24 protein-coding genes and 3 pseudogenes are annotated in these 24015 nt (G+C 62.3%); 10 read left to right on the top strand and 17 right to left on the bottom strand.

Annotated elements, in window-relative coordinates; all coding sequences use genetic code 11:
• Nucleotides 1-47: 47 nt before the first annotated feature.
• A complete protein-coding gene (locus QMG80_RS13535; RefSeq protein ID WP_199769006.1) occupies nt 48-800 on the bottom strand; it encodes an SDR family NAD(P)-dependent oxidoreductase in 753 nt (250 codons plus the stop codon).
• A 92-nt stretch (nt 801-892) separates the two neighbouring features.
• Nucleotides 893-1264: a tRNA-binding protein gene (locus QMG80_RS13530; RefSeq protein WP_085773282.1), complete on the bottom strand. Its 372-nt coding sequence runs from the start codon at nt 1262-1264 to the stop codon at nt 893-895.
• Nucleotides 1265-1295: 31 nt separating this feature from the next.
• Between QMG80_RS13530 and QMG80_RS13525 the strand changes: the two are divergent.
• Nucleotides 1296-1432, top strand: a pseudogene (locus QMG80_RS13525) (GNAT family N-acetyltransferase); the annotation flags it as partial.
• 57 nt (nt 1433-1489) lie between these two features.
• Here the strand turns inward: QMG80_RS13525 and QMG80_RS13520 are convergent.
• Entirely contained in the window at nt 1490-2032 is a 543-nt protein-coding gene (locus QMG80_RS13520; RefSeq protein WP_085773281.1) for an AAA family ATPase, read from the bottom strand.
• 378 nt (nt 2033-2410) lie between these two features.
• Nucleotides 2411-3223, bottom strand: coding sequence for an AraC family transcriptional regulator (locus QMG80_RS13515; protein ID WP_085773280.1), 813 nt, complete (start codon nt 3221-3223; stop codon nt 2411-2413).
• A gap of 86 nt (nt 3224-3309) precedes the next feature.
• Between QMG80_RS13515 and QMG80_RS13510 the strand changes: the two genes are divergently transcribed.
• Entirely contained in the window at nt 3310-4083 is a 774-nt protein-coding gene (locus QMG80_RS13510) for a class I SAM-dependent methyltransferase (RefSeq protein ID WP_085773279.1), read from the top strand.
• A gap of 164 nt (nt 4084-4247) precedes the next feature.
• On the opposite strand, the gene gstA is transcribed toward QMG80_RS13510, so the two are convergent.
• Nucleotides 4248-4865: a glutathione transferase GstA gene (gstA, locus tag QMG80_RS13505; RefSeq protein WP_085773278.1), complete on the bottom strand. Its 618-nt coding sequence runs from the start codon at nt 4863-4865 to the stop codon at nt 4248-4250.
• Nucleotides 4866-4962: 97 nt separating this feature from the next.
• Between gstA and QMG80_RS13500 the strand changes: the two genes are divergently transcribed.
• Entirely contained in the window at nt 4963-5841 is an 879-nt protein-coding gene (locus tag QMG80_RS13500) for a LysR family transcriptional regulator (RefSeq protein WP_085773277.1), read from the top strand.
• 39 nt (nt 5842-5880) lie between these two features.
• Here QMG80_RS13500 and QMG80_RS13495 read toward each other — a convergent pair whose 3' ends face one another.
• Nucleotides 5881-7398: an MFS transporter gene (locus QMG80_RS13495; protein WP_085773886.1), complete on the bottom strand. Its 1518-nt coding sequence runs from the start codon at nt 7396-7398 to the stop codon at nt 5881-5883.
• 189 nt (nt 7399-7587) lie between these two features.
• Here QMG80_RS13495 and QMG80_RS13490 point away from each other — a divergent pair, with 189 nt between their 5' ends.
• From QMG80_RS13490 to QMG80_RS13475, 4 genes and pseudogenes are all read left to right on the top strand, one after another.
• Complete coding sequence (locus tag QMG80_RS13490; protein WP_085773885.1) at nt 7588-8454, top strand: LysR family transcriptional regulator; 867 nt, start codon at nt 7588-7590, stop codon at nt 8452-8454.
• 102 nt (nt 8455-8556) lie between these two features.
• Nucleotides 8557-9027, top strand: a complete 471-nt coding sequence (locus tag QMG80_RS13485) for a GNAT family N-acetyltransferase (RefSeq protein ID WP_085773276.1) — start codon at nt 8557-8559, stop codon at nt 9025-9027.
• A gap of 117 nt (nt 9028-9144) precedes the next feature.
• Nucleotides 9145-9540 carry a helix-turn-helix domain-containing protein gene (locus QMG80_RS13480; RefSeq protein ID WP_085773275.1) on the top strand — a complete coding sequence of 132 codons (396 nt, stop codon included), beginning with the start codon at nt 9145-9147 and terminating at the stop codon, nt 9538-9540.
• A 195-nt stretch (nt 9541-9735) separates the two neighbouring features.
• A pseudogene (locus tag QMG80_RS13475) lies at nt 9736-10092 on the top strand (LysR family substrate-binding domain-containing protein); the annotation flags it as partial.
• A 34-nt stretch (nt 10093-10126) separates the two neighbouring features.
• Here the strand turns inward: QMG80_RS13475 and QMG80_RS13470 are convergent.
• Nucleotides 10127-10801: an NADPH-dependent F420 reductase gene (locus tag QMG80_RS13470; RefSeq protein WP_281926451.1), complete on the bottom strand. Its 675-nt coding sequence runs from the start codon at nt 10799-10801 to the stop codon at nt 10127-10129.
• Between the two features lie 128 nt (nt 10802-10929).
• On the opposite strand from QMG80_RS13470, the gene QMG80_RS13465 reads away from it, so the two are divergent.
• Both QMG80_RS13465 and QMG80_RS13460 read left to right on the top strand, forming a co-directional pair.
• On the top strand, nt 10930-11283 hold the full coding sequence (locus tag QMG80_RS13465) for a winged helix-turn-helix transcriptional regulator (RefSeq protein WP_085773273.1): 354 nt from the start codon (nt 10930-10932) through the stop codon (nt 11281-11283).
• A 31-nt stretch (nt 11284-11314) separates the two neighbouring features.
• Nucleotides 11315-11482 carry a hypothetical protein gene (locus tag QMG80_RS13460; protein WP_158658900.1) on the top strand — a complete coding sequence of 56 codons (168 nt, stop codon included), beginning with the start codon at nt 11315-11317 and terminating at the stop codon, nt 11480-11482.
• A 39-nt stretch (nt 11483-11521) separates the two neighbouring features.
• Here the strand turns inward: QMG80_RS13460 and QMG80_RS21590 are convergent.
• Nucleotides 11522-11629, bottom strand: a pseudogene (locus tag QMG80_RS21590) (VOC family protein); the annotation flags it as partial.
• Nucleotides 11630-11971: 342 nt separating this feature from the next.
• Here QMG80_RS21590 and QMG80_RS13455 point away from each other — a divergent pair.
• The gene (locus tag QMG80_RS13455; protein WP_085773272.1) at nt 11972-14125 is read left to right on the top strand and encodes a DUF4132 domain-containing protein; all 2154 of its coding nucleotides are present in this window, start codon (nt 11972-11974) and stop codon (nt 14123-14125) included.
• A gap of 75 nt (nt 14126-14200) precedes the next feature.
• Here the strand turns inward: QMG80_RS13455 and QMG80_RS13450 are convergent, their stop codons facing one another.
• From QMG80_RS13450 to QMG80_RS13410, 9 genes are all read right to left on the bottom strand, one after another.
• Nucleotides 14201-15472: an RNA polymerase sigma factor gene (locus QMG80_RS13450; RefSeq protein WP_085773271.1), complete on the bottom strand. Its 1272-nt coding sequence runs from the start codon at nt 15470-15472 to the stop codon at nt 14201-14203.
• 2 nt (nt 15473-15474) lie between these two features.
• On the bottom strand, nt 15475-15840 hold the full coding sequence (locus tag QMG80_RS13445) for a YciI family protein (protein WP_085773883.1): 366 nt from the start codon (nt 15838-15840) through the stop codon (nt 15475-15477).
• 391 nt (nt 15841-16231) lie between these two features.
• Nucleotides 16232-16576 (bottom strand): hypothetical protein, encoded by a 345-nt coding sequence (locus QMG80_RS13440; protein WP_158658899.1) that lies wholly within the window; start codon nt 16574-16576, stop codon nt 16232-16234.
• 93 nt (nt 16577-16669) lie between these two features.
• Nucleotides 16670-17926 carry a c-type cytochrome biogenesis protein CcmI gene (gene ccmI / locus QMG80_RS13435; protein WP_085773270.1) on the bottom strand — a complete coding sequence of 419 codons (1257 nt, stop codon included), beginning with the start codon at nt 17924-17926 and terminating at the stop codon, nt 16670-16672.
• The gene (locus tag QMG80_RS13430; RefSeq protein ID WP_102938138.1) at nt 17923-18417 is read right to left on the bottom strand and encodes a cytochrome c-type biogenesis protein; all 495 of its coding nucleotides are present in this window, start codon (nt 18415-18417) and stop codon (nt 17923-17925) included. Before QMG80_RS13430 ends, ccmI begins: the two co-directional genes overlap by 4 nt.
• Nucleotides 18414-18935: a DsbE family thiol:disulfide interchange protein gene (locus QMG80_RS13425; RefSeq protein ID WP_085773269.1), complete on the bottom strand. Its 522-nt coding sequence runs from the start codon at nt 18933-18935 to the stop codon at nt 18414-18416. Before QMG80_RS13425 ends, QMG80_RS13430 begins: the two co-directional genes overlap by 4 nt.
• 5 nt (nt 18936-18940) lie before the next feature.
• Entirely contained in the window at nt 18941-20923 is a 1983-nt protein-coding gene (locus QMG80_RS13420; RefSeq protein ID WP_085773268.1) for a heme lyase CcmF/NrfE family subunit, read from the bottom strand.
• Nucleotides 20924-21070: 147 nt separating this feature from the next.
• A complete protein-coding gene (locus QMG80_RS13415) occupies nt 21071-22321 on the bottom strand; it encodes an ankyrin repeat domain-containing protein (RefSeq protein WP_281926450.1) in 1251 nt (416 codons plus the stop codon).
• A 208-nt stretch (nt 22322-22529) separates the two neighbouring features.
• On the bottom strand, nt 22530-23831 hold the full coding sequence (locus QMG80_RS13410) for an NAD(P)-binding domain-containing protein (protein ID WP_085773266.1): 1302 nt from the start codon (nt 23829-23831) through the stop codon (nt 22530-22532).
• Nucleotides 23832-24015 lie beyond the last annotated feature (184 nt).

Below are 24015 nucleotides of genomic sequence, written 5' to 3'. Positions count from 1 at the left end.
CTGCGAGGGTCGCCTCCGAATCGGCGGGCCTAGCTTGCGTAGCGCAATCAGGTGAGATTCAGTCCACCATCCGCCAGCAGAATTTCGCCGGTCAAGTAGTCCGAAGACACCAGCATCATGACGGCTTGCGCGATATCATCAGGGCTCGCGGCCCTGCGCATCGGCGACCGCTCCCGCCAAAGCTGCTGCGCCGCAGTCCAGTCGGCTGTGAGGGGTGTATCCACGAGGCCCGCCGCCACCGCATTCACCCGTATATCGGGCGCCAGGGCCAAGGCCAAGAGGCGGGTGACATGGTTCAGCGCCGCCTTGCTCGCGGCGTATGGGATCGAGGCTCCCTTCGGCCGGCTGCCCGCATGGGAGCTGACATTGACGACACATCCCGGCCGCCCGCGCCGGGCGGCTTCACGCAGGAACGGCTCCGCGTTCGCGACGAGTCGAAAGGGGGCGACGACATTGATTTCATGCAATTCATGCCAGACCCACGGCGTCGCCGCCGCGAGATCGGCGTGCGGAATCACGCGGGTGATTCCCGCATTATTGACGAGAACATCCAACCGCCCCCATAGCGCAACAGCTTCTCGGACGAGTCTTATCCGATCGACATCCTGTGCCAAATCGGCCTGAATATAAGCGGCATGACCGAGCTCGGACGCCAATGCGCTTCCCTTATTCACGGATTCCCGCGAATGCAGAATGACCGCATAACCTTCTTGAACCAGACGGCGCGCTATCGCTGCGCCGATTCCCGATGTTGAGCCTGTGACGAGGGCGACCGGACGTTCAGCTTCCAAGCGCAACACCCCGATCTCTTTGAACAGGCCAATTTTCCAATCCGGGTTGGCCCATCATCTCCGACTTACGAAACGGCTCAATCTTGGCAAAGTCCGGGTGATCAGAAAAGGCGAGCGCCATTGGGAACTTTCTGGTCGGGCGCGAATAGCACCACGTCCCCGTTCTCATCCGGGAAGCCGAGGGTCAGAACCTCCGACATGAACTTCCCGATCTGTCGAGGAGGGAAATTCACGACTGCCGCGACCTGTCTGCCAACCAGACTTGCGATGTCGTAATGCCGCGTGATCTGTCCGCTGGATTGCTTGACGCCAACGCCAGGACCAAAATCGATCTTGAGCTTGAAGGCGGGCTTGCGAGCATCAGGAAAAAGATCCGCCGCGACAATCGTGCCTACGCGAATATCGACATCCAAAAAACGATTGAACTCGATTTGCGGCGCTGGCGGCTTATCCGGATCATGAAGCAAATACACTACGGTTTCTCCCAGTTCGAATGCGTAGGACAGCCTGCATCGCCGGGCCGTGGCGTTATGGCGATCGTTCGGTTTCGAGGTCGTGGGTCGCCTGCCGCAAGCCTTCAATCACCCCTTCTCGGATATTTCGACGCGCTGGTCATGTTCCGTTCGCTGGACGAGATTTAAGTCAGATTCGGTTGGTTTCTGGAAATGCGGCGGAGCTTCTCACCTTCGCGCCAATATTCAGTGAAGGTGGCGCAGCACGAAGTCCGCTCGCTCTCCGACGCCGATCTTCGGCAACAGGATCGTGTCGTATCCAAGCTCGTGATAGGCAAGGAGCAGCCGATCATATTCGGCGACTGCGTCGGTGAAGGTGTGCCGGCGCTCGGTGTCCACGGCAAATATTTCTGGCCACGGCGGCGTCAGGAAAACCTGACGATGGTAGCGCGCATCTTGTTCCAGAATGCTAGCCGCTCGTTGATCCGTCGAGCGTTGAAGCGCTACTGCAGCATCAACGAGTCCGCGATCGAAGAAAACCCACCCGTCCGCGCAGCCGAGAGACCGGCGGTCGCTCCGCGCCACCTCGATTGCTTGCCTCGCAAACGCCGGAAGATCGATCCAAGGGAGCGCCCTTCCGTCACCGCGCAGTTCTTCGGCGACGATCCTGCGACCGGGCTCCGGCACGATCAGAAAGCCTCTCCGGCCCAGTTCCGCCAAGAGCGTGGATTTCCCGCCGCCGGAACAACCCGACAACACCACGTGCCTGCTCGTCTCAAGATCTTCCATGATCGTGCTCGCGTTAGAAGTTGCTGAAGCCGAGCCGAAATCTCGCATCGAGTGAGGGCTAGACAGCGCAGAGCGCCACAGGATGTTTACGCCTCCGATCAGCATCGAAGGCTTTGAAGCAGGCCTTGCTTGGCATCCCCGCAGTGCGGCGGACCCGGCCGTGATCTGGTTGCGGCAAGCCCTGAGGGATCAAAGCCAGCCCACGCCACAGCCAGGAGGCTGACCCCCGAGAAGGATGGCGAGACGAAGACGGGCTGTGCGCGCGAACTGCGGACGAGGCGGGCGCGCTAAATGTCGCAGCCTGTCCTTGGCGGCTTCCATGTTCGCATCAGTGTCTGGACGCCAGCTGCGACAGCCGCCGTCAGGCCTCGCGAATTGTCAGCTCGCCTTTGAGGCGTGGCGCTGCCGGAATTGAGCCGGCGCTTCGCCGGCGATCTGCGCGAACGCCTTTGCGAAGGCGCTGAGGGACGCATATCCGACGTCGGCCGCAACGCCGGTTATTCTTTGACCCTGGATCAACAGCCCCATCGCCATCTGAATCCGCGCTTGGCAGAGCCAGTTTTGCCACGTCAGTCCCGTCTCCCGTGCGAACAGGCGACGGAAGGTGCGTTCGGACAGCGCCGCGTGACGCAGGGCTTCGGTCAGCGTCGCGGCGGCAAGATCGCCCAAGGCGTAGTCCATGGCGCGACGGAGAGAGGGGCTCGTCGCGCTCGGCAGGAACAGCGGAAGCTCGCGTTGTAGCCACTCGCCGCACAGAAGCGCCAATGCGCGCAGGAAGTTGTCGGCGAGCGGATCGGTCTCGCTGGCGCCGAGCGGCCAGCGGGTCGCGAATAGGATCATCTCCCGCATCAATGGGCTCGCGACCACGATCCGCACATGGCTTGAGTGATCCTCGACGGCGTCAGGTGAAAAATACAGCGAGGCGCCGCCGCTATCCGCGACCAGGGAGCGGTGCAGCGTTCTCGCCGGTATCCAGACAGCCCGGCCTTGCGGAAGGATATGGCGACCGCGATCCGTCTCGATTTGTGCGGGTCCGCCCGCAGCATACATCAGCTGATGGTAGTCGTGTGCGTGCCAATCATAGAGGACATTGCAGGCGGCGCCCAGAAACGCGAATCCGACTCCGGCCGGGCGATCGAGGCCGTGGGCGCGTATGGCGTTTTGGGTTTCGGCGTCGTTCAATGCCTGCATGGCCGCTATCCGCTCAACTATGGCCGTAGAACGTTAGTCGTCCAAAGCGGCGAAGGCTATCGTCCCCTTCCCTAGAGGAGGATGATATGACCGTCGCCAGGCACAGCCAGCTCATCGTCGACCAGTTCACCCGTTGGGCTAAGCCCTTCTCTGAGCTGCCCATCCACGCAGAAGCGGACGCGATGGCGCGCACGCTCCGAGCCTGCGCCCTGACACCGGATTCGGATGTCCTCGATGTCGCCTGCGGTCCCGGCATCCTCGCCTGCGCACAGGCGCCCCTTTCGCGCAGCGTGACCGGCGTCGACATCACGCCCGCCATGATCGAGCAGGCGCACGCGCGGCAGGCCGCGGCGGGGCTGGAGAACATGGCCTGGCGCGTCGGCGACGCAATCGCCCTGCCCTTCGAAAGCGGCAGCTTCGATCGGGTGACGACGCGCTACAGCTTCCATCATATGCCTGATCCCGCCGCCACGCTCGCGGAGATGGTCCGCGTCTGCCGTTCCGAGGGCCGCATCGTCGTCATCGACGCGACGCCCTCGCCGGAGACCCAAGCGGCCTATGACGCCATGGAGCGATTGCGCGATCCGTCCCATACGAGCGCGCTCACCCTGGAGCAGCTCCGCGAGGTCGGCCGGGCGGCGGGACTGCGCGAGGTGGTCGTTGACGGTTATCGGCTGGAGGCCGAGCTATCCACGCTCGCGGATTTATCCGACATGCCGGCGCTCGTGGCGATGTTCGACGCCGACATTGCCTCGGGACAAAATCGCATCGGCGTCGGAGCCTGGCGCACGCGCGACGGCATCAATTTCCAATTCCCGGTGTCGATCGTGGCCTGGGAGCGTTCGGACGCCGCCCGATGACGACCAGCTTTTCGACTCGCTGGGCGACTTCCGAGGATGTTCCTGCCCTGCGCGCGCTCATGGCGCTCGCCATTGACGCCTTGCAGGCGGAATTCCTCTCGCCCGCGCCTAGCAAGGCCCGAGCCCCACTCGTTCGAACGCGGGGTTGAAGCGGAACTTGTCCGTCATTTGACGGGAGGAATCTTTGCCTCACGCGCCAGGGCCGCCTGCACGGACGCCCGCGCGCCGATGCGCTGCCTGTAGCGCGCGCTCGCCGGCCAACGGTCGAGATCAATCGAGAAGCCCTCCATCCAGCCGAGCACAGTAAAGAGATAGGCGTCAGCGACCGTGAAGCGGCCCCCCAGCAGATAGTCCTGGGACGCGAGGCTCGTTTCGATGAAGTCGAAGCGCCGGAACAGCCGTTCTCGGAAGATCGCCTGGACAGCCTCGGGCAAGGCCCCGTTGAACAGCGGGCTGGACCCGGCATGGATTTCACTGGTGATGAAGTTGAGCCATTCCTGCAGCCGAACCCGCTCAATCGCGCCGGCGGCCGGAGCCAATCCCGCCTCCGGTTTCAAATCGGCCAGATACTGAACGATGGCCGGTCCTTCGGTCAGCACCTCACCGGTGTCGAGCTCGAGCGCCGCGACATAGCCCTTCGGGTTGACGGCGAGAAAATCCCCATCTTCCGACGTGCGCTTCGTGCGGTTGTTCACGCGCACGAGGTCGTAGGACAGCCCGAGCTCCTGCAGCACGATGTGCGGTGAGAGCGAGCAAGTGTCGGGGGCGAAATAGAGCTTCATCGTCGGGCCTCGCTAGGGGTGGATGGCCACCACATTGACAGGCCTCTCGACATAATAAAACTTACTGGAATATTTTTCTGATATAAGCTTGCCTACTATGAATCTGACACAGCTCCAGAGCCTTATCGCCGTCGCCGAGGCCGGCAGCTTCACCGCCGCCGCCGACAAGCTCGGCGTCACCCAATCGGGAATGAGCCAGGCCCTTGCCACGCTCGAGGAAAACCTCGGGGTGAAGCTGCTTGTCCGGCAGCCGCGGGGCGTTGAATTGACCGCCTTCGGGGAGCGCGCCCTCGACCACGCGCGCATGGCGCTGTCGCACCTGAAGGCAATCGAGAAAGAGGCGATGGCGCTGATCGGCGCAGAAACCGGCGCCCTCCGTCTCGCAGGGTTTCCGAGCGTCTTTGCAAGCGTCCTCCCGCCCTTGCTTCGGCGTTTTCGCGCGCTGCATCCCGGCGTCGACCTCGTGCCGCTCGAAACCGACGACATGGAAGTGGAGGCGTGGCTCGCGGCGGGATCGATCGACCTCGGCGTCGTTCTCAATCCGTCTCCGGCCAGACATGCCGTTCCGCTCGGACAGGATGCATGGGTTCCGATCCTGCCGGCGGCGCATCCCTTGTCGCGGCGTAATTCGGTCTCCTTGGCCGAACTCGCGGCCGCACCCTTTGTTCTCGCAACAGGCGGGTGTCACGCCAATGCGCGCTCGCTCGCCGACGCGGCCGGACTGAGACTCCAGCATATTGAGATCGAGGTGCGCGATTGGGCGAGCGCAATTGCCCTGGTTCGGGAGGGTGCGGGTGTTAGCCTTGTGCCGGAATCCACCCTGCCGGAACAACGGCGTGGCTTTCGGGTTTCCAAGCTCGCCCTGCCCTTGCATCGCGAGTTCGGGCTCGTCGCCTCGCCGCTGCGGCCGCTCTCGCGGGCCGGAAGTCTGTTCGTCGAGGTGGCGCGCCGCTCGACGGCGCCGACCTCGGCATAGCGCGAAACGCGTAACGGAGCCGGCTGCCGGACTCCGACCTCATGCTGCATCTTCGACACGTCTCTTCCGCCCGAAGGTGAAGAAGCTGAGCGCGGCCAGCACCCAGACGCCGATGGCCCCGTAGAGCATCACGTCTCCGAAGCCGCCGGCCATCGCGTCGAGGCCGAGCACCTTTGAGAATCCCGGGATGGTATGATCGAAGGCGGCGACATTTCCGGCGGCGATCTGTTCGGCGAAGCGCCGGAGTTGCGTGACGTCGAACGATCCTGACGCCACGCTCAAGCGAGACAGAACGCCATCGACCAAGACAAAGCCCATCAGCGCGATGTTGACGGCGAGCGAGATCATCCGGGCGCTCATATCGATGCCAGAGGCCATGCCGGCCCGGTCGCTCGACACCGATCCGGTCGTGGTGTTGGTGACCGGCGTATTGGTCGCCCCGAGGCCGAGACTAGCCAGCAACGCGCCGAGCAAAGTCGTCGGCAGAGCTGCCGGGCCACCACCTGCCCCGACCTTCATGACGAAGAAGCCGAGACCGATCACGAACAGTCCCGCCGGAATGACGGTCCCGGCTCCAAGGCGCAGCGAAAGGCGTTCGGCAAAAGGCGGGACGACCAGCGTCGGCAGGGTGTAGGCGAGAAGCGCCAAGCCGGCCATCGGCCCATCGAGCCCGAGCCCCGCCTGAAACCAGATCGGCAGATAGATCATGAATGGCCAGAAGCTGAAGTTCATGCCCATCGAGCCGAACAAGGCTCCTGAAAAGGACCGGACCCGGAACACCGAGAAATCGAACATCGGGTGCGGCGTGATCTGCTCGACAATGATGAAGGCGATGAGGCTCAGAGCGGCTGTCGCGACGATCGCCAACGCAATGGGGCTGGTGAAACCGAGCTCGCTGCCCTGAGTGATGACGTAGGCGATGGAAAAGACGGCCAGGGACAGAGTCACGATGCCGGCGAGATCCAGACGCCGGGCCTCGGGATCTTTCGATTCCCGGACGCCGACCCAAGCGAGAAGCGCCGTCAAAACCGCGACGAAGGCGTGAATGAGAAACACCCAGGCCCAGCCCATCAGCGCGGCGATCCCGCCTCCGATCACCGGACCGAAGCCCAGGCCAAGGCCAGATATGACGCCCCACCATCCGAAAGCCCGAGCCCGGTCCTTCGGCTCACTGAACTGCTTCGAAAGGACTGCGATTTGGCAGATCAGCATGGCGCCGCCGCTGCTCCCCTGAAGCGCGCGTCCGACAATGAGAGCTGGCATGTCAGGCGCGAGACCGCACAGCAGCGAGGTCGCTCCGAAGGCGATGATGGTCAGAATGAACAGGAGCTTGCGGCCGTATCGATCGGCCAGAGTTCCGACCGCCATCAGAACCGTCGCCACCGCGATGGTGTAGGCGTTCATCGTCCATTGGAGGTGCTGAAAATTGGCGTGAAGGACTTTCTCCAGCGTCGGCAGGATCGCCGGGACGCTGGATATTTCGAGTCCGAACATCAGAGACGAGAGGCAGGCGGCGGCCAAGGCAAGGTTGCCTTGCCGCAAAGAAGCACCGGGCATGATCAGGCCTTTCAGCGTCGAGCTCACGCGGCGCCCCGCGAGCGGCCGTTCACCCGGGGCGACCAAGGCCGGGGCGGCAGGGCAATTTTGCGAGCGACCGTTGTTGACGCAGCTGATCGTAGGCGAAACTTGACGATATAAAAACGATATGGCTGACTATTTCAAAGACAACAAATTTGGATGATTGAAATGGCGTCCCTCGATGTCGAGTCGGTTCGGGCTTTCGTGGCCATCGCCGACCTTCAGAGCTTCACGCGCGCGGCGGAGGCCCTTGGCGCCACGCAAGGAGCGATCAGCGTCAAACTGCGGCGCCTGGAAGAGCGGATCGGCCAGCGGCTGATCGAGCGCACGCCGCGCCACGTCCGGCTCTCCGCACACGGCGCCGTGTTTCTCGACCGGGCTCGCGACTTTCTTGCTGCGCATGACGCCGCGCTGTCGGCCCTCGCCTCCGCGACCCCTCGCCGTTTCGTGCTCGGCATCGCTGCGCATGTCGCGGGGCCGGAGCTCCCCGCACTTCTGGCGCAACTCAACGCGCACGATCCGGGCCTGCGCATCGAGGTCCGTCTCGAAAATTCGCGCACGCTGCTCGACGCCTTCGATCGCGGAGAACTCGACGCCTGCATCATTCGTCGCGAGGACGACCGACGCGACGGCGAGGTTCTGAGCCCCGAGCATTTCGGATGGTTCGCTTCGCCGAATTTCGAGCATCGGCAAGGCGAGCCTCTGCGGCTGGCAGCCCTGTCACCCTCCTGCGGCGTGCGTGATATCGCGACCCGCGCCCTCGACGAGGCGGGCATCGCCTGGACGGAAGTATTCCTCGGCGGCGGTTCCTCGGCAGTGGCGGCAGCCGTCTCCGCCGGATTGGCCGTGGCCATCTTTTCCTGTCGCCTTGCTCCGCCCGGCGCTATCGAAATCGGCGAGCGTCTCAGGTTGCCGCGCCTGCCGTCGTCCGAGATCGTGCTGCACTCGACGCTCACCGATCTCAAATCGCGCGCCGCGCTGCGTACATTGGCTGCGGCTTTTCGGGAGCATAGAGCTAGATCCGGATCGCGATGATTTCCATCAGCATCTCTCCCAGTCCGTGTAGCCACAAAGTCGTTGGCCTAGAGGCGGGTTTTTTGTGCCTGTCTCCCAGCTTTAACGAGGAAGGAGACGGCAATGCCGAGGAAGCAAATCACGATCAGGCGCGCCACGGCTGATGATTCGCGAGCCGTCTGCGAAATCGTTTTTCACGCGTTACGTGAAACCAACGCCAAGGATTATCCGGCGTCCGTGATCGATCGCTTGGTTTTGACATTGCCGGAAAATGTCGCCTCAAACCTCGATGCCTGGCATGCCTTTGTCGCGATCGTCGACGGACGGGTCGTTGGAATCGCAGGTCTCAGCGGCAACACCGTCAAGTCTGTCTTCGTCCACCCAGACTATCAGCGCGGGGGCGTCGCGACAAAGCTCATGATCGCGGTCGAGAACGCTGCCCATGCGCAATCCGTCCGCTCGTTGAATGTGCAGTCTTCAATTACTGCACAATCTTTCTATGCGATGTTGGGATTCAATATTGTTCGAGAAGAGTTCTACGGTGAAGAGCGCACGATCGTAATGTCCAAAGCTATTGGGGGCGCGCCAGAGTAGCGTTCACTCATGCTGAACAGATAGAGTTGCACAACTGTGGGCCTTTGAACCGAGAGGCGCACGTAGTCTCATCCGGCAAACCGGGGCCCGCCGTCGCATACGATCACCTTGCCGGTCATGAAGCTGTTGGTGACCAGGAAGGTGGTGGCGCGCACGACATCATCCGCGCTTCCGATCCGGCCGACCGCCGTCTTTGTTCGCGGCGCCTATGCCTTGATAGAAGCGAATTATCAGAAGGAACTTTCCATAACCGATATTTCTGCTGCGCTGGAGATCGGTCCTTACCATCTCATGCGCGAATTTCGGCGGCACATCGGGATCCCCATGCAGGCTTTGCAAAGTCAATTTCGGGTCGAATTTGGCAAGAAGCTTCTGCGGCAGGGATTGCCTGTTGCTGAGGTGTCGCTGGAGGCGGGTTTTGCCGATCAGGGTCATTTCACCAAGCGTTTCAGGGAAATCGTTGGCGCACCTGCGGCCGCTTACCAGAGAAATTCGCAAGGGGTTGGCGCGTAGCTCCGCCGCGAACACAATCAGCGCCCCCTCAAGTGTGATTGCCGCCATGTCGGCCAGCTTCCGGCTCATTTAACGACGCGCTCTGCCGGCGCGCCGAAGGCGTCGCTGCAGGTCCACAAGCGTCGTATGGGTCTCAGCCGATGCGCCATCCGCCGTTGACCGGGATGACCGCGCCGGTGACGAAAGAACCGGCTTCTGACGCGGGCCATCCCTTGCCACTGGTCGCTGGCGGACGCCCCGGACGATCCGCTTGCCTTGGCCGCGCTTGCGAATGAGCCGTGGATTCTTTTTCCACAGCATGAGGGTCCCGGCCTTCATTCGACGATACTCCGCGCCTGCGCAGAGGCTGGCTTCACGCCGCGGGTGGCGCAGCGCGCGGTGCAAATGGAAACCATCATCGGGCTCGTCGCGGCAGGCCTCGGCGTTGCCCTGGTTCCGCGCCTGTTCAGCGAAACACGTGTAGGAGTCGTGTTTCGGGAGCTGACAGGCGATGGCTGCCCGGCGCCTTATGAAGTGGCGCTGGCTTGGCGGACCGGCGATAAGCTACCGACGTTGGAATTATTTATCTGGGGTCGTCTCAAGGGCTTCATGGGCGATCCCACCGTTCGACGGTGGCGCTATAGGCGTCGCGTTCGCCGACTGTCCACGGTTTGCCGAGCAACCGCCAGCCCACGCGCGGCAACAAGCCATAGCGCGCGCCGAGTTGCGCGCAGAATAGCGTCATCCTTTCGGTAAAGCGCGCCTGCGCCAGGCCGCCGCCATCGAGAAAGCGCCACGGTGAAGCCTTGAACAGTTCCAGCATGATCTCTTTCGCCTCTACATCATTGCCTGTGTAGACGATGTCCATCGGGCCGCCTTCGAACTCGGCGTTCTCGAAGGCTTCCCAGAACGGCCACTTGAAGGCGCTGACGATCCGGGCCTGAGGCCAGATCTTTTGCAGTTCTTCCGCGGCGCTGGTGTCCCAGGGCAGGATGAAGTCGTCGTAGGCGTCGTTGAAAGGGTTCAGGATGTCGACGACGATCTTGCCCGCGACGGTCGCGGCGAAAGGCTTGAGATCATCGAAGGCCCCGTCGCGCATGAACACCGAGGGCATGACGACGTCGCGGCTCGCGGCCTCCTCATAAGAACCGCCCCTGATATTGCGCCCCAGCTTCCCGGCGATGCGAACGGCCCGGTCGGGGTTGCGCGAACCCAACTTGACGTCATGCCCGCCCTTTGCCGCCAGATCCGCCAGGCGCACCGCCATGCGCCCTGTGCCCATGATTCCGAAATTCAGCATTGCCGGCTCCTCGTGGATTTAACGACACGGGAACTGCCTTGCTTTCAGACAATATAGCAAGTATGCACTTTTTTATCCTATACCCACAAAAACAATACTATTGAGGTTCTATGCGGCATTCGCGCTATGACGCAAACCCCGGCTGCTCGGTGGAAGCCGCGCTCGAAGTGATCGGTGGCAAGTGGAAGGGCGTCCTTATCTACCACCTGCTGGGGGACACCTTACGATTCGGCGAATTGAGTCGGCGATTGCCCGGCGTCACCCAACGCATGTTGACCCAGCAACTTCGAGAACTCGAAAGCGACGGGGTGATTGAGCGCAAGGTCTATGCCCAGGCGCCGCCGCGTGTGGACTATTCGCTTACCGAATTTGGCCGGACGCTTGGTCCTCTCTTCCTGCTGATGCGCGATTGGGGAGACGCCTATCTGGCGCGCCGCGACATCCCCCGCGCAGAAGACACATAAGGGGCTATCCGCGACGGGATATTCGGGCGCGATGACGTCGACGAGCACAGTCGCCGTGATCTTCGTCGCACAGGCCGCCGTCGCGGGCTTCCGCGCCACCTATGGCGTCGTGAAGCGCCTGAACGCCTTCGGACGCCACGGCCAGCGGCCCCACCGGCCGGGACCTCGCGCGGGCCTCGCACATTCCCGCGGCCAGTGACACTTCCTTTGCCTTCCGCTGCACCAGCGCCCAGATGTGGCCGAAGGGATCGAAGATTGAGGCTACGCGACGGCCGGTCATGTCAGTCTGGATTTCATCGCGGATCACGGCCCCGGCCGAAAGGGCGCGCTGCATAGCATCATCGATGTCGCCAGCCTTGAGCTGGAAAATCGTGCTGACGTCTCCGGGCGCTTTCGCAAAGAAGGGCCCGCCGTAGGAAGGCGCGCGTTTGCTCTTCTCTGCTCATCCACCTTTTCCTGGAATGGCATTCCGAACATCCAGGTGTAGCGCCTGGCGAGCAGCGTGTCATAATGCTGTGCGACGGTGTTCACCTCCTTCGTCCTCCGCAATTCCCCGACTGCTCTGGGCCGGTATGAGCTGGAGCTCGTTTGACGACGCCTCAAATGTCTTCCGACGGTCTCAAGATGCGAGAAGAGGACCGGTCGGCTATATTCAATTCTACGCGAGGCGGCAGGATTTGAGGGCGCTATGGTTTCCAAGTCGATCTTGGATATTCGGCCGGAGACGATCAAGCTCATCAACAGAATGGCCGGCACGGCGTCGAGCCGTTCGCCTTGCGATGGCGAAGCTGTCGACGTGAGCTGGATTGATCCTTTGGCGCTGGGCGACCTTTGGGCGGCCGCCCATGCGACCGAACGTTGGCAAGATCATCGTCCCGTGGACAGCCCCGCCGCGGATGCGGCGCGCGCCGTCCTCCAGCTCGGCGACAAGATGGCTCCGATGTTTCGCGCATCGGCGTGCGGGGATTATCTCGATCTCCTCGCGCGCACGGCGGAAAGGGATCCGGACCGAGCGGCCGATCGCGCCGCGACCTATCCATGGCAAAAGGCGTGCTTCGCCCTAAGGCGCTGCATCGAGCTGTCCTCCTACGAGCTTGGCGCGCCCGCAGAGCGCTTCCTCGCGGCCTGGGACCATCACGTCATGCCGCATCTCGCGGTCGCGCTGGCTCGACTGGTCGATCCGGCATGCGAAGCGCGCGTTCTCGATCGGCTTGCGGCCGACCTGGCCCATTCGCCGCTCCTCGTCGACGAGCTACGCTCAGCAGCCCTCCTCGATCTGCCCGCAAACATATTGCTCGCCGATATCGCCTACCCGGATCTTGGGACGTCCGACGAGGCGATGGCAGACGATCGCCAAAGCCTGTCGGATTGCTCTGCCTACGCCGTCTTTGCCGAGGTCGGCTTGAAACGGGCTGCAGAGCGCCTGCGCAAGATCCACGCGTTCGAGCTGCCCTATGCGTCGGATAAAGCCTTCACGCTCGCGGAGTCTGCCGTGATCGCGCGGCTTGCCCGCGTCGCGCTCGCCCGGGACGAAGCCTGGCTGCCGCCCGTGTTGGATGAGCTGTTTCACAAGGTGGCGCTTGCGCCGACGGCCGCAAGGACGGCGCCGTCGCAATCCGTGGCGATAGCGCTCGGACACGCGGTTGAAGCTTTTCCGACTCCGGAGACGGTGGCGACGCTGCGGGAGGTCATCCGCACAACCCGCCATGCCGGCGTCGTCAAGCGTCTGCGGCGCAATCTGCACGGCGCCGAACGCGGCCTCGCCGGAAGACCGGAGATCGCGCTGCGCCTGCCGCTGGATCAACCCATATCGAAATCGCAGCTGACCACGCTCGCGCGAAGCATGGAAGCCGGCTTGGCGCTCGGCGTGGAGCTCGACTATGAGGATTGGCGCGTCAGGCTTGCCGAGCATCCGTACGCGCGAGATCTGACTGCGTCATTGGTTTGGCTGATCCTGGACCCTGACGGGAGCAGCGTTGCGGCGCTATGCAAGCGCGAAGACGGCCGCTCGGCGCTTTGGGACGTGGCCGGCGCGACCGTCTCTCCGACGACGAGATGCCGTGTCACCCTTTGGCATCCGCGCCACGCGAGTGCGGCGGAACGCGACACATGGCGCGATCGCCTCGCCGCCTTGAAGATCAAGCAGCCCTTCAAGCAGGTCTTTCGCGAGCACTATGTCGCGCCGCGCGAGGAGCTTTCGGATACGAGGACGGCGATGTTCGCCGGGCATGTGGTTGCGGTCACGCCCTTTCTGGGTCTCGCGCGGCGGGAGCGCTGGCTTGTCGGCGATAGTTGTCTGACCCGGTCCTTCGGCGCATGGACCGCGACCTTGAATCTCGCCGACCCCGTCTATCCTGGCTGCGGCGGGGAGACGACCACGCAAACCATCTCTGTTAGAGCGTTAGGCGAAAACAAGCCGAGCCGTTTGAGCGCCGTTCCTTCCGCCACCCTGTCCGAGATCTTGCGTGCTGTCGATCTCCTGGTCAGCGCAAGCGGATTCGCCGTGACGGAAGCCGAAGCCGACAGAGGCTCAGACGCACGTCTACGGCGCTTGGCCGAGACGCCGCTCGGAGCGATGGCGCAGATGCGCAAGGAAGCTCTCCAGCGCATGCTCCGCGGGCTCGACGGTGTTCGATTTGAGGCCCGACACCTCTGCGTGGGCGCCTACGCCATTCACCTTTCGACGGGACGGGTCACGCGCGACGGAGACCCCATCGCGGTCGAGCTGCCGAAAGATCCAGATCGAGCCGCAAGGCCTTGGCTCCCTTATGACGAAAAGCTATTGGAGACGATCTATTGGACCGCAATCGAAATCGCGCTCCGCCTCAAAGCCCAAGGCTGACGCCCGAACCCAAATCACGGCCAAAAGCACCGTCAGCCTTGGCAAGATCGAGCAGCCAAGCGTTCGTCAAAGACATCAGCGCGCGCAGCGCCTGGCCCGGGTCTCCAGCAGACCTCGCTCGCGGTCATTGGTGGCGAGGGTCGCGGCGAAGACAAATGCCCGATGGGCTTCTTCCATGCGACCGAGACGTTCCAGAAGGTCGCCGCGCACGCTTGGCGCCAGATGATAATTTCTCAGCTCCGGGGCCTCGGTGAGACGATCCACGATCTCGAGGCCCGCGGCCGGCCCGGCGACCATCGCCACCGCGACTGCGCGATTGAGCTCGACAACGGGTGAATGAGTCAGCGCAGACAATTGCGCGTAAATCTCGGCGATGCTTGCCCAATCCGTGTCTTCCGGAGCGCCCGCACGCGCGTGGCAGGCGGCGATGGCGGCCTGCAGACCATAGAAGCCGAAGCCACCGCCTAGCGCTTGCGCTTGGGCAAGGGCATTCAGGCCCCGTCGTATCTGCACGAGATCCCAGCGACGGCGATCCTGCTCCATGAGAAGGATGGGGTCGCCTTCGGGGCTGGTGCGCGCGCCATTGCGCGACGCGTTCAGTTCCATAAGGGCGACCAGGCCATGGACTTCGGGTTCTTCAGGCGTCAGGGAAACAAGGATGCGACCGAGGCGGCGCGCTTCGTCGCAGAGTTCCGGCCGCAGCCAGTGGTCACCCCGCGCAGCCGTGTAACCCTCGTTGAAGATCAGGTAGATGACTTCCATTACGGCGGGCAGCCGTTTGGCCCGCTCATCCGCACACGGCGTTTCATAGGCGAGACCCGACTCCGACAGCAGCCGCTTGGCCCTGACGATACGCTGCGCGACCGCCGCCTCCGTTAGCAGAAAGGCGCGGGCGATTTCACCGGTGGTGAGGCCGCAGATCATGCGCAACGCCAGAAGGGCGCGCGACGGACTTGGCAACAGCGGATGGCAGGCGGTGAAGATCAGCCGCAGCATCTCGTCACCGATGTCGTCGTCCAAGGCGAAGTCGATATCGGGCATGGCGTTCTGCTCGGCCTCCAGCGACACCGCGATCATCGCATGTCTACGGGTCAGCATCGGCGTGCGGCGTAAATGCTCCTGGGCGCGGCGCTTCGCAGTGGCCATCAGCCAAGCTCCCGGACGATCCGGAACGCCGGCCTCCGGCCACCGCTCCAGCGCCGCGACGAGAGTGTCCTGCGTCAGTTCCTCGGCCAGCGGCAAGTCGCGCAGCATCCTGCTCAGGCTGGCGATCAGCCTGGGTTGTTCGATCCGCCATGTGGCCAAGATCGTACGATGGATATCGCTCTGCGTCCCGCCAGCCGCCAATGTCAGGCGCCCTTGGTCATCGAGCCAGCAATGCCGCGGATTTCGCAAATACCTTCCCAGCCGGGCATATGGTCCTTGTGAAGTTGCATGAACTCCCGCGCGGCGGCGAGAGCTTCATCCGGCCCCGGCAGATCGAAAATCGCGAACCCGCCAATCACCTCCTTGGCCTCGATGAAGGGGCCGTCGATCACTTTCAGCTCTCCCTTGCCGACCGTTACCTGTGCGCCCGTGGCTTGGGGGAAAAGCCCGCCATCGTCGAGCATCCGGCCCGCCTGGATCTCCCGCTGCGCCAATTTGTGCATGGCTTCCATCAGCGCCGGCGTTGGCTCGGCAAGCTGGTTCGACTTGACGATAAACAGGTAGCGCATCCCTCTGACTCCTTCGACGGTCGGCGGCGCCATCGCCGCCTGATCATGCCGTCACCCTCTCGATGGATGAGCCAGGAGAAAATCGACAGGACAACGGAAATTTTTTGTATCGTGCTACGCTGCGGTATCCCGCAGTATCCGAAAATTCGCCCCCCTACTCCCACTCGATGATCAACCGGATTGAATCCACATCGAAATTATTGAGCCTTCCCTCCGGGCTCCGAGCACATACCAACTACGATACCACCAAGCTAGGGCGCTAGATTCGTCGAGAAGCGTCTTCTTGAGAACGGCAGATCCGGCGCCGGCATCCCTACCCGTTTCGAGCCTTGGGTTTAGCCGGACAGTCATCGAGCGCTCGAGATCCGTCCCGTGACTATTCCCAAAAAGTTCAGGGAGTGTCCGTCACTATCTCGCATACATAGGCAGAGGCCGGCTTACCGGACGTGTCTTCGGTCTGGTGAGCACAGTAACCCGTTTCTCCATAATATCGCGCGACGAATGTTCCGTTCTTGTCATGCACCGTTTTGTCACCAGACAGCGAATCAAACCAAGCTTTTGCTGTCTCACCGTAGCAGCTATACGAAGAGCCGCCGCCGTGCTTGTCGATTTGATTGTATGCGAAGGCGTCACGCAAGCATTTGTTATAGAACTGAGATCGCAAATCCTCTGATAAGGTTTGCCCCGCTGCGGCCGTGGATGACCAAACCAAAAATATGAGTCCGAGGTTGCGCATGGATCACTCCTTCTCACGTCGAGTCGTGAGAGGCCTTATCGTTAGGGTGAGCGGTAGGAGCGGATTGAAGTGGACGTTATCCCGTCAGCAGAATCATTCCTTCAGACCGAGTTCCCGCGCCGTCGCGACGATACGATCACGATCAGGCGACTCGCTGCCGAACTCCGCCAATGCCCGCTCCAAGGCGTGCTTAGCCTCCTCGTTCTCTTTGAGCACAACGCGAGACTTTAGGAGCTTGATCCAGCCTTCAGAGTCATGCGGCGACTTTTCCAGGCGTGTCGCCAGCGCATTCACCATGGTCTTTATCATTTCATCGCGCCCGGCAGGGGTCATCGCTTCCGCGTTTTTCACATCCTGAGCCGTTGGCCCTCTTTCTGGAGGCGATTGAGTCTCGGCGCCAGGAACTTTCCGTTTGAGCTCCTGAATGAAGGGGTCATTTGGATCGCCCTCCGCGACAAGCTGCGACCACTCAGCAACCGCGGCGGTCTTGTCGCCCTCCTGCTCCTTGATCAAGCCACTCAGGTAGCGGCCCCGCACATCCTTGGGATCGATGTTGAGCGCTTCCGAAATAAGGGATTTCGCTTCGGGCGTGACATTTCCCTTTGCGGCTTGGATCAGCGCATCGGCCCGCGCGCTATGCAGACTGGCGACGTTGGGCGTCAGTGCGATCGCCTTCGCATAGGCTTCCGCGGCCTCAGAGAAACGCTCGACCCCCGCATAGGACCAGCCGAGCATGCGCCAACCACCGACGTCCTTCGGATTAGCCTCGAGACGTTTGACGATCCGCTGGATCATCTCGTCCACAGGAGGCAGCGACTTTTCTTTCGCAGCTTCGCGGACCGGCGCTTCGGCTCGCGCTGCGGTCGCGCCCGCTGAAGGACGATTGAGCGGCGCCACCGACGGCGAGGTCCCCATCGCTCCCGCCGCGGCGCTCGCCGTCTTGCTGGACTCCACTGCGTCCGTCGGCTCCTCGGCAACGGCCTGCGCCTCCGCCGATGGCTCCATTTTCGCCGTGAGCGCAAAGAGACCGATCGAGCCAAGGACGACGACCGCAGCAACGCCAATAGCTGCGAAGGTCCGCTCGCCGCTGGAAAGCCCAGGCGCCATCGCATCCACGTCGCGCGCGGAAGCCAGCACGCGCCGCTTAATCTCCTGCTTGGCCGCGTCCGCTTGCGGCGCGTCAATCAGGCCTTGAGCTACCTCACCGTCCACCTCCTTGAGCTGGTCGCGATAGACAGCAAACTCGAACACTTGTTCCGCGCGCTCTCGCTCCACGCGTCGAATGAACGGGATCGCCACAAGCATCGCGGCGACGGACGACATCGCAGTCAAGACGATCCACAGAATCATTGGATTTGTTTCCCTTCAAGAAGCGCGTCGGCGCGTGTCTCTTCGTCAACCGTCAAGGTCGGCGACGGCCCGGAGGGCGCCGCGCGGCTTCGGCCCAAGTAGCGAGAGAACCCGAATAGCGCGAGAAGCCCGACGAGCGCCGGCGCGCACCATAACGCAACCGTGTTGGGTTGCATCGGCGGCTTCAGCAAAACGAAATTTCCGTAGCGCGCGACGATGTAGTCGACAGCGGCCTTGTCACTGTCGCCAGCAACGAGACGCTCCCGCAACAACACACGAAGATCATGCGCGAGCGGCGCATTGGAATCGTCGATGCTCTGGTTCTGGCAAACGACGCATCGTAGCCCTTGGCTCAAATCCCGCGCGCGCTCTTCAAGACGTGGATCCTTCAGCATTTCATCGGGCGTCACGGCGCGCGACCCTGGCGCGAAGATCACCAGCGAAGCCGCCACTGCGGCGACACGCACTTTCAGCAGCGAATTTGAATTCATGGCTCACTCCGGAAGGATCGGATCAAGGGCTCAAAAACCTCTCGCCAAGCCTCTTCTGTCATCGCTCCAGCGTGACGGTATCGCACCCGGCCACTGCGATCGACCAGAAAGGTCTCGGGCACACCGGTGACGCCGAGATCGAGACCAACGCGGCCGCTCTCATCAAATCCGGTTTGAACATAAGGACTATGTCGCGACCCTAACCAGCGTTGCGCGGCCTGCCTCGTGTCCTTCCAATCGATGCCGTAGATTCTGACGCCTTTTTCGGCGAGTTCGTCCAGAACCGAATGCTCTTGACGGCAGACCGGACACCAGGAGGCGAAAACATTGACGAGCGCGACCTGGCCTGCGATTTCGCCGCTCGTAAGCTCGCGCTCGCCGTCGACGGCGGTAAGCGTGAAACCGGGAAGCGCTTTGTCGATTAGCATCGATGGCATTTTTCCGGGATTATTGGTCAGCGCGAAACTGAGCACGACCAAAAGCGCCACAAACAACGCCAAGGGCAGGAAGCGCGACATCAGGATTAGGCGACCGCGGGGAGCGCGGCGCGCGCCGGCGCCAGCTGCGGCGCGCCCACGCGCAGACGCCGGTCGGACAGAGAGACGAAGCCGCCGAACGCCATAAACAGCGGCCCGATCCAGATAAGCGGGGCGCAGGGATGGTAGTAAAAGCGCACGGTCCAGCCGCTTGCGCTATCCCCGTCTCCAAGCGCGACGTAAAGATTGGATACGATATTCGTTCTTATGCCCGCCGAGGTCGTGAGCTGTTGACGGACGGGAAAGTACCGGCGCTCCGAGATCAGGCGCGTGACATAACTGCCGCGGGTCGTCACATCAAATGTGGCGCGTTCAGCCTCGTAATTCGGGCCAGCAACATTTTTGACGGATCGGAGCTTCAACTCGTAGCCCGAAAGCGACAGGGATTGCCCCGGCCGCAAGACTTCTATCTTCTCCGTCGCCCAGACCGACATGCCCGTGATCCCGACAACGAGCAAGCCCATGCCGGCATGGGCGATGACAAGGCCGTAGAAGGATCGAGGCGTCGTTCTCAACAGTCGCAGCGACGTCTCTAGCGACGCAGATCCGATGCGCATGCGCTGCACCAGCAGGAGCAGCGAGCCGACGATCAGCCAAGCGGCGATGGCCATGAACACGCCAGCGAGCGCGCAGCTAACGCCCGCGATGACGATCACCGCCGCAAACGCCACAACAGCAGCAGCCTGCGCGTATTTGAGCTTGGCGACCGCCGCGCGCAAATCGTCGCGCTTCCATTTGAGCGTCGGGCCGAGCGCCATGACGATAAGCAGCGGCGTCATCAGCGGCACGAAGGTGCGGCTGTAATAGGGAGGCCCGACCGAGATCTTGTCGCCACCGATCATATCGATGATGAGCGGATAGAAGGTCCCGAGAAAGACTGTGAACGCCGCCACCGTCAGCAAGGCGTTGTTGAGCGTCAGGCCGCTTTCTCGGCTAACGGTTGAAAAGGGCGTTCCGGTCTTCAGGCTAGGCGCCCGGAAGGAATAGAGCGCCAGCGCGCCGCCGGTGGTTATCGCAATCAGAGCCAGGATGAACACGCCGCGCGAAGGGTCCTGCGCGAAAGCGTGGACGCTCGTCAGCACGCCGGAGCGCACGAGAAAGGTGCCAATCAAGCTCAGGGAGAAGGTTAATATTCCAAGCAGGATTGTCCAACTCGTGAGCGCATTGCGGCGCTCGACGACGAGAGCCGAGTGCAACAGCGCAGTGCCAGCGAGCCACGGCATCAGTGAAGCGTTCTCGACCGGATCCCAGAACCACCACCCTCCCCAGCCGAGCGTGTAATACGCCCAGGCGCTGCCAAGCGTGATGCCAATGGTGAGAAAGCACCATGCCGCCAAAACCCACGGCCGAACCCAACGCGCCCAACACGCATCGACTTTACCCTCGATCAGAGCGGCGATCGAGAAAGAGAAGGCCATCGAGAATCCGACATAGCCCAGATAGAGAAATGGTGGATGGATCGCGAGACCGGGGTCCTGCAGGATTGGGTTAAGACCCGCGCCGTCCGCGGGCGGGTTGGAGAGCGTGACGAACGGATTGGACGTCGCAACCACGAACACGAGAAACCCGAAGCCAATCGCGCCATGCACGGCGAGCACGAGGCTGCGCAGACGATCGGGAACGTTGTCGCCGTAGATTGCTACCGCCGCGCCAAAAATCGAGAGGATGAGAATCCACAGCAGCATAGAGCCTTCGTGATTCCCCCAGACTCCCGAAACCTTGTAGAGAAGCGGCTTGGCTGTGTGAGAGTTAGCAGCGACAACTTGAAGCGAAAAATCGGAAGTTACAAACGCGTACGCCAAGCACATGAAAGCCGTCGTAACGAAGACGAGTTGGCCCAGCGCAGCTTGATCAGCGAATGCCGCAATGACGGGGTCCCGCCGCCTGAAAAACACGAAGGGCGCTGTCATTTGCGCAAAAGAAAGCGCCAGCGCGAGCAGCAGCGCGAAGTATCCGATGGTCGCAGTCATGCGCTGTTCTCTTCCTCTCCGTAAGCTCGGTTATGTCCGCTGATTATGTCGAACACGAACGCCTTATAAGGAAATTTCCCGCCGAAAAAAGGGCAGGAATCGCTGCGGTGGCAGGACAAAATCGACGCAGTGGCAGGACGACCGCAACTAATGTTTCGCGGCTCTCAACGCGCGCGCGAGTCCTTCGCCGCCAGTGGCGCCGGCGATCTCGGCGGCAGCCTCGCGCTTCTTGTTGAGAAGCGCGGGATTCGCACCGGAGTTCAGGAGAATTTCAGCAATGTCCTGGCGCCCGCTCTCAACTGCGGCCATCAGCGCGCTATAGCCTTGCTTGTTGCGGGCATTGACCTTAACGCCGCGCGCCAGCAGCTTCCTCGTCAGCTCAGTCATGCCGTTTTGCGCGGCGACGATCAGCGGCGTGTTTCCTGAGGCCGTGGCGGCATTGGGATCGGCGCCGCGCTCGAGCATGACGAGGGCCGCGTCTTCGCGCTTGAGCTCTAAGGCGCGAAGGAAAGGGGTTACCCCCTGAGCGTCGGCGAGGTGTTGATTGGCGCCCTTCGCGAGCAGCGCTTCCAAGGTGTCCATGCCACCGCCGTCTGCGGCATGCCAAAGGGCGTTGCGTCCGGACTTATCCACGGCGTCGATCGCGGCGCCATTTGCCAAAAGCGCCTCGATGGCGGGCGCAGGACAGCGGCTCGCTGCAAGCATGAGCGGGCTTCGCTGCTGCCCGTCCGCTGATTTCGGATCGGAAACCGGCGCAAGCAGCGCGACAACAGACGCGTGACAGCCCTTTGCGGCCCGCATCAAGGCCGTCTCTCCCTGCGGCGAGGCAAGGCGCGGATTTGCCCCTGCCTGCAAGAGAGTCTCAACGTTCTCCGCCCGATCTGCGGAAGCTGCCGCCATCAACGCGGTCGAACCCGACTTGTCCTGAGCGTCTACTTTCGCATGGGCGGCAATCAAGAGTTCGAGCGCGCGCTTGTTCCCGGCCGCGGACGCCAGCATCAGGGGCGTCTGTCCCGCGTCGTCGACCTCTTCGATTTTGGCTCCCGCCTCGATCAGCTGTTTCAGCGGCTCGGTTTGCCCGCGAAGCGCCGCGTCAAGAATGGCCGCGCGTCCATTTCTGGCCGCCTCAAGAGCGGAAGCAGACCGAGAGACGGCCGGGTCGCTTCGCTTTTCCTCCGGGCGCTTTCGCCAGTTCGGAAGCGGGACGTTTGCGAGACCATCCCGACCGACGTCCACTCGCCGCAGAAGGAATTCGGCGCGCTTCTCGCCACGGGAGGCGGCTCGCTTCAGCCAGAAGCGGGCTTGCTCGAGATCGCCTGGGGTTCCGAGCCCCTGGAGATACATACTTCCCAGAGCAAATTCCGCACGCCTGTAGCCCCGCTCAGCGGCTGCGCGCATTAAACGGAAGGCTAGCGGCAAATCCGGCCGCGTTCCAACGCCGGAACGATATTGCAGCGATCTTTTGAACAGCGTCTCGCCGTCACCTCGCTCGAGCAAAGTGACGGCATCCTCGGTTTGGCTCGATGCCCTCGGCGCCTCCTCCGTTGCTGAGACGCCAGGAAGAAGCACGATCGCCACCGAAAGGATAAGTCCGAAGGGGGGGAACCTAAGTCGAGCCATATTTCGTTTCGACCTCTATGCCCATGTTTTTCAGAAACGGCGTCGGAAGAATGCCGCCGACGCAAACGATCACATCGTCATTCGTGATGGTTCTCACTTCGCCGTCGTACTTGATCTCGACATGCTCGGCGCTGATCCGCTTAACGGACGACGAGTACAAAACCTCGACCCGCCCTTCCTGTCGAGCCCGCTCGACGCGATCACGATTTTTGACCTTGGCGCGGCTGAAATTCTCGCTGCGGTGAGACAAGGTCACAGTGGTTCCTGGCTGGTCGGCGATCTCGCAGGCGGCTTCGAGCGCGCTGTCGCCGCCGCCGACGACCAGCACATGGCGCCCCTGATATTGTTGGGGATCGATCATGCGATAAACGACCTTTTGATGGTCCTCGCCCGGCACGTCGAGCTTGCGTGGCGTGCCACGACGGCCAATCGTCAGAAGGACCGCCCTCGTCTTGTAGGTTCCCTGCGTCGAAGTCACGAGGAAGCCGTCGCCCTCGCGCGAGACATGCTCGACGCGCTCGCCCGTGCGGATCTCGAGACCGTTCGACTGGATGACGCTCTCAAAGAACTCGATCAGCTCCTCCTTGCTTAATTCATTGAATTTGAATGTCCCTGCCAGCGGCAACGTGAAGGGCTGCGTCATAACCAGTTTCCCGCGCGGGAAGTGCGCGACAGTTCCGCCGAGGGTGTCTTGCTCAAGAGTGACGGCTCGCAAGTTCTTCTGCTTCGCGGCAAGACTCGCCGAGAGCCCTCCGGGACCGCAGCCGACGATTACGACATCGAGCATCTCGGGGTCGGCGCTCTTTTTCAACTTTGCAATCGAGTCCATCGCCTGGCGGCCCTGCTCGATCGCATTGGCGACGAGACCCATCCCGCCGAGCTCGCCAGCGATAAAAATTCCAGGAACATTGGTCTCGAAGTTTGGAGCCACATTGGGAATGTCCACTCCGCGCGTTTCAGTGCCGAACACGAGCTTGATCGCATCGGCCGGGCAGACGGCCTTGCAAGCGCCGTGTCCGATGCAAAGCGAAGGCTCGACGAGTGTAGACCGGCCGTCGATGAGTCCGAGAATCTCTCCCTCATGACAGGCGCGCACGCAAGAGCCACAACCGATGCATCGCGAGTGATCGATGATTGGATGTAGAGACGCGGGCTCCATGAGGCCGGCCTCCTTCGACGCCTTGAGTTTGTCGTGGCTGCGGGAGGTCGTGCGCGCACGCAGAGGGAGGTAAATGGCCCATGGGATGGTGACCAGCGCCCCGTAAGCAATAACCGCATCAATCTCCATTTTGGCCTCCTTTCAACGAAATGAATCCTGCCACCTGCAAAATGCTGCCTGCCAGACTTTATAAGCCGTCGCAGATCGCATCAAGCTTGTGTGGCGGCCGCCTTGACGAATTGGAACCTGCCGCACGCAGAACCCCAACGGCCGCCGCACTCTCACAGGGCATCCACAGAGCGGCCAAATTAAG

It is taken from the genome of Methylocystis bryophila (genome assembly GCF_027925445.1).
GTDB classification, from domain to species: domain Bacteria; phylum Pseudomonadota; class Alphaproteobacteria; order Rhizobiales; family Beijerinckiaceae; genus Methylocystis; species Methylocystis bryophila.
Note: the sequence above shows the minus strand (reverse complement) of the source record. Positions and strands in the feature narration are given on the sequence as shown.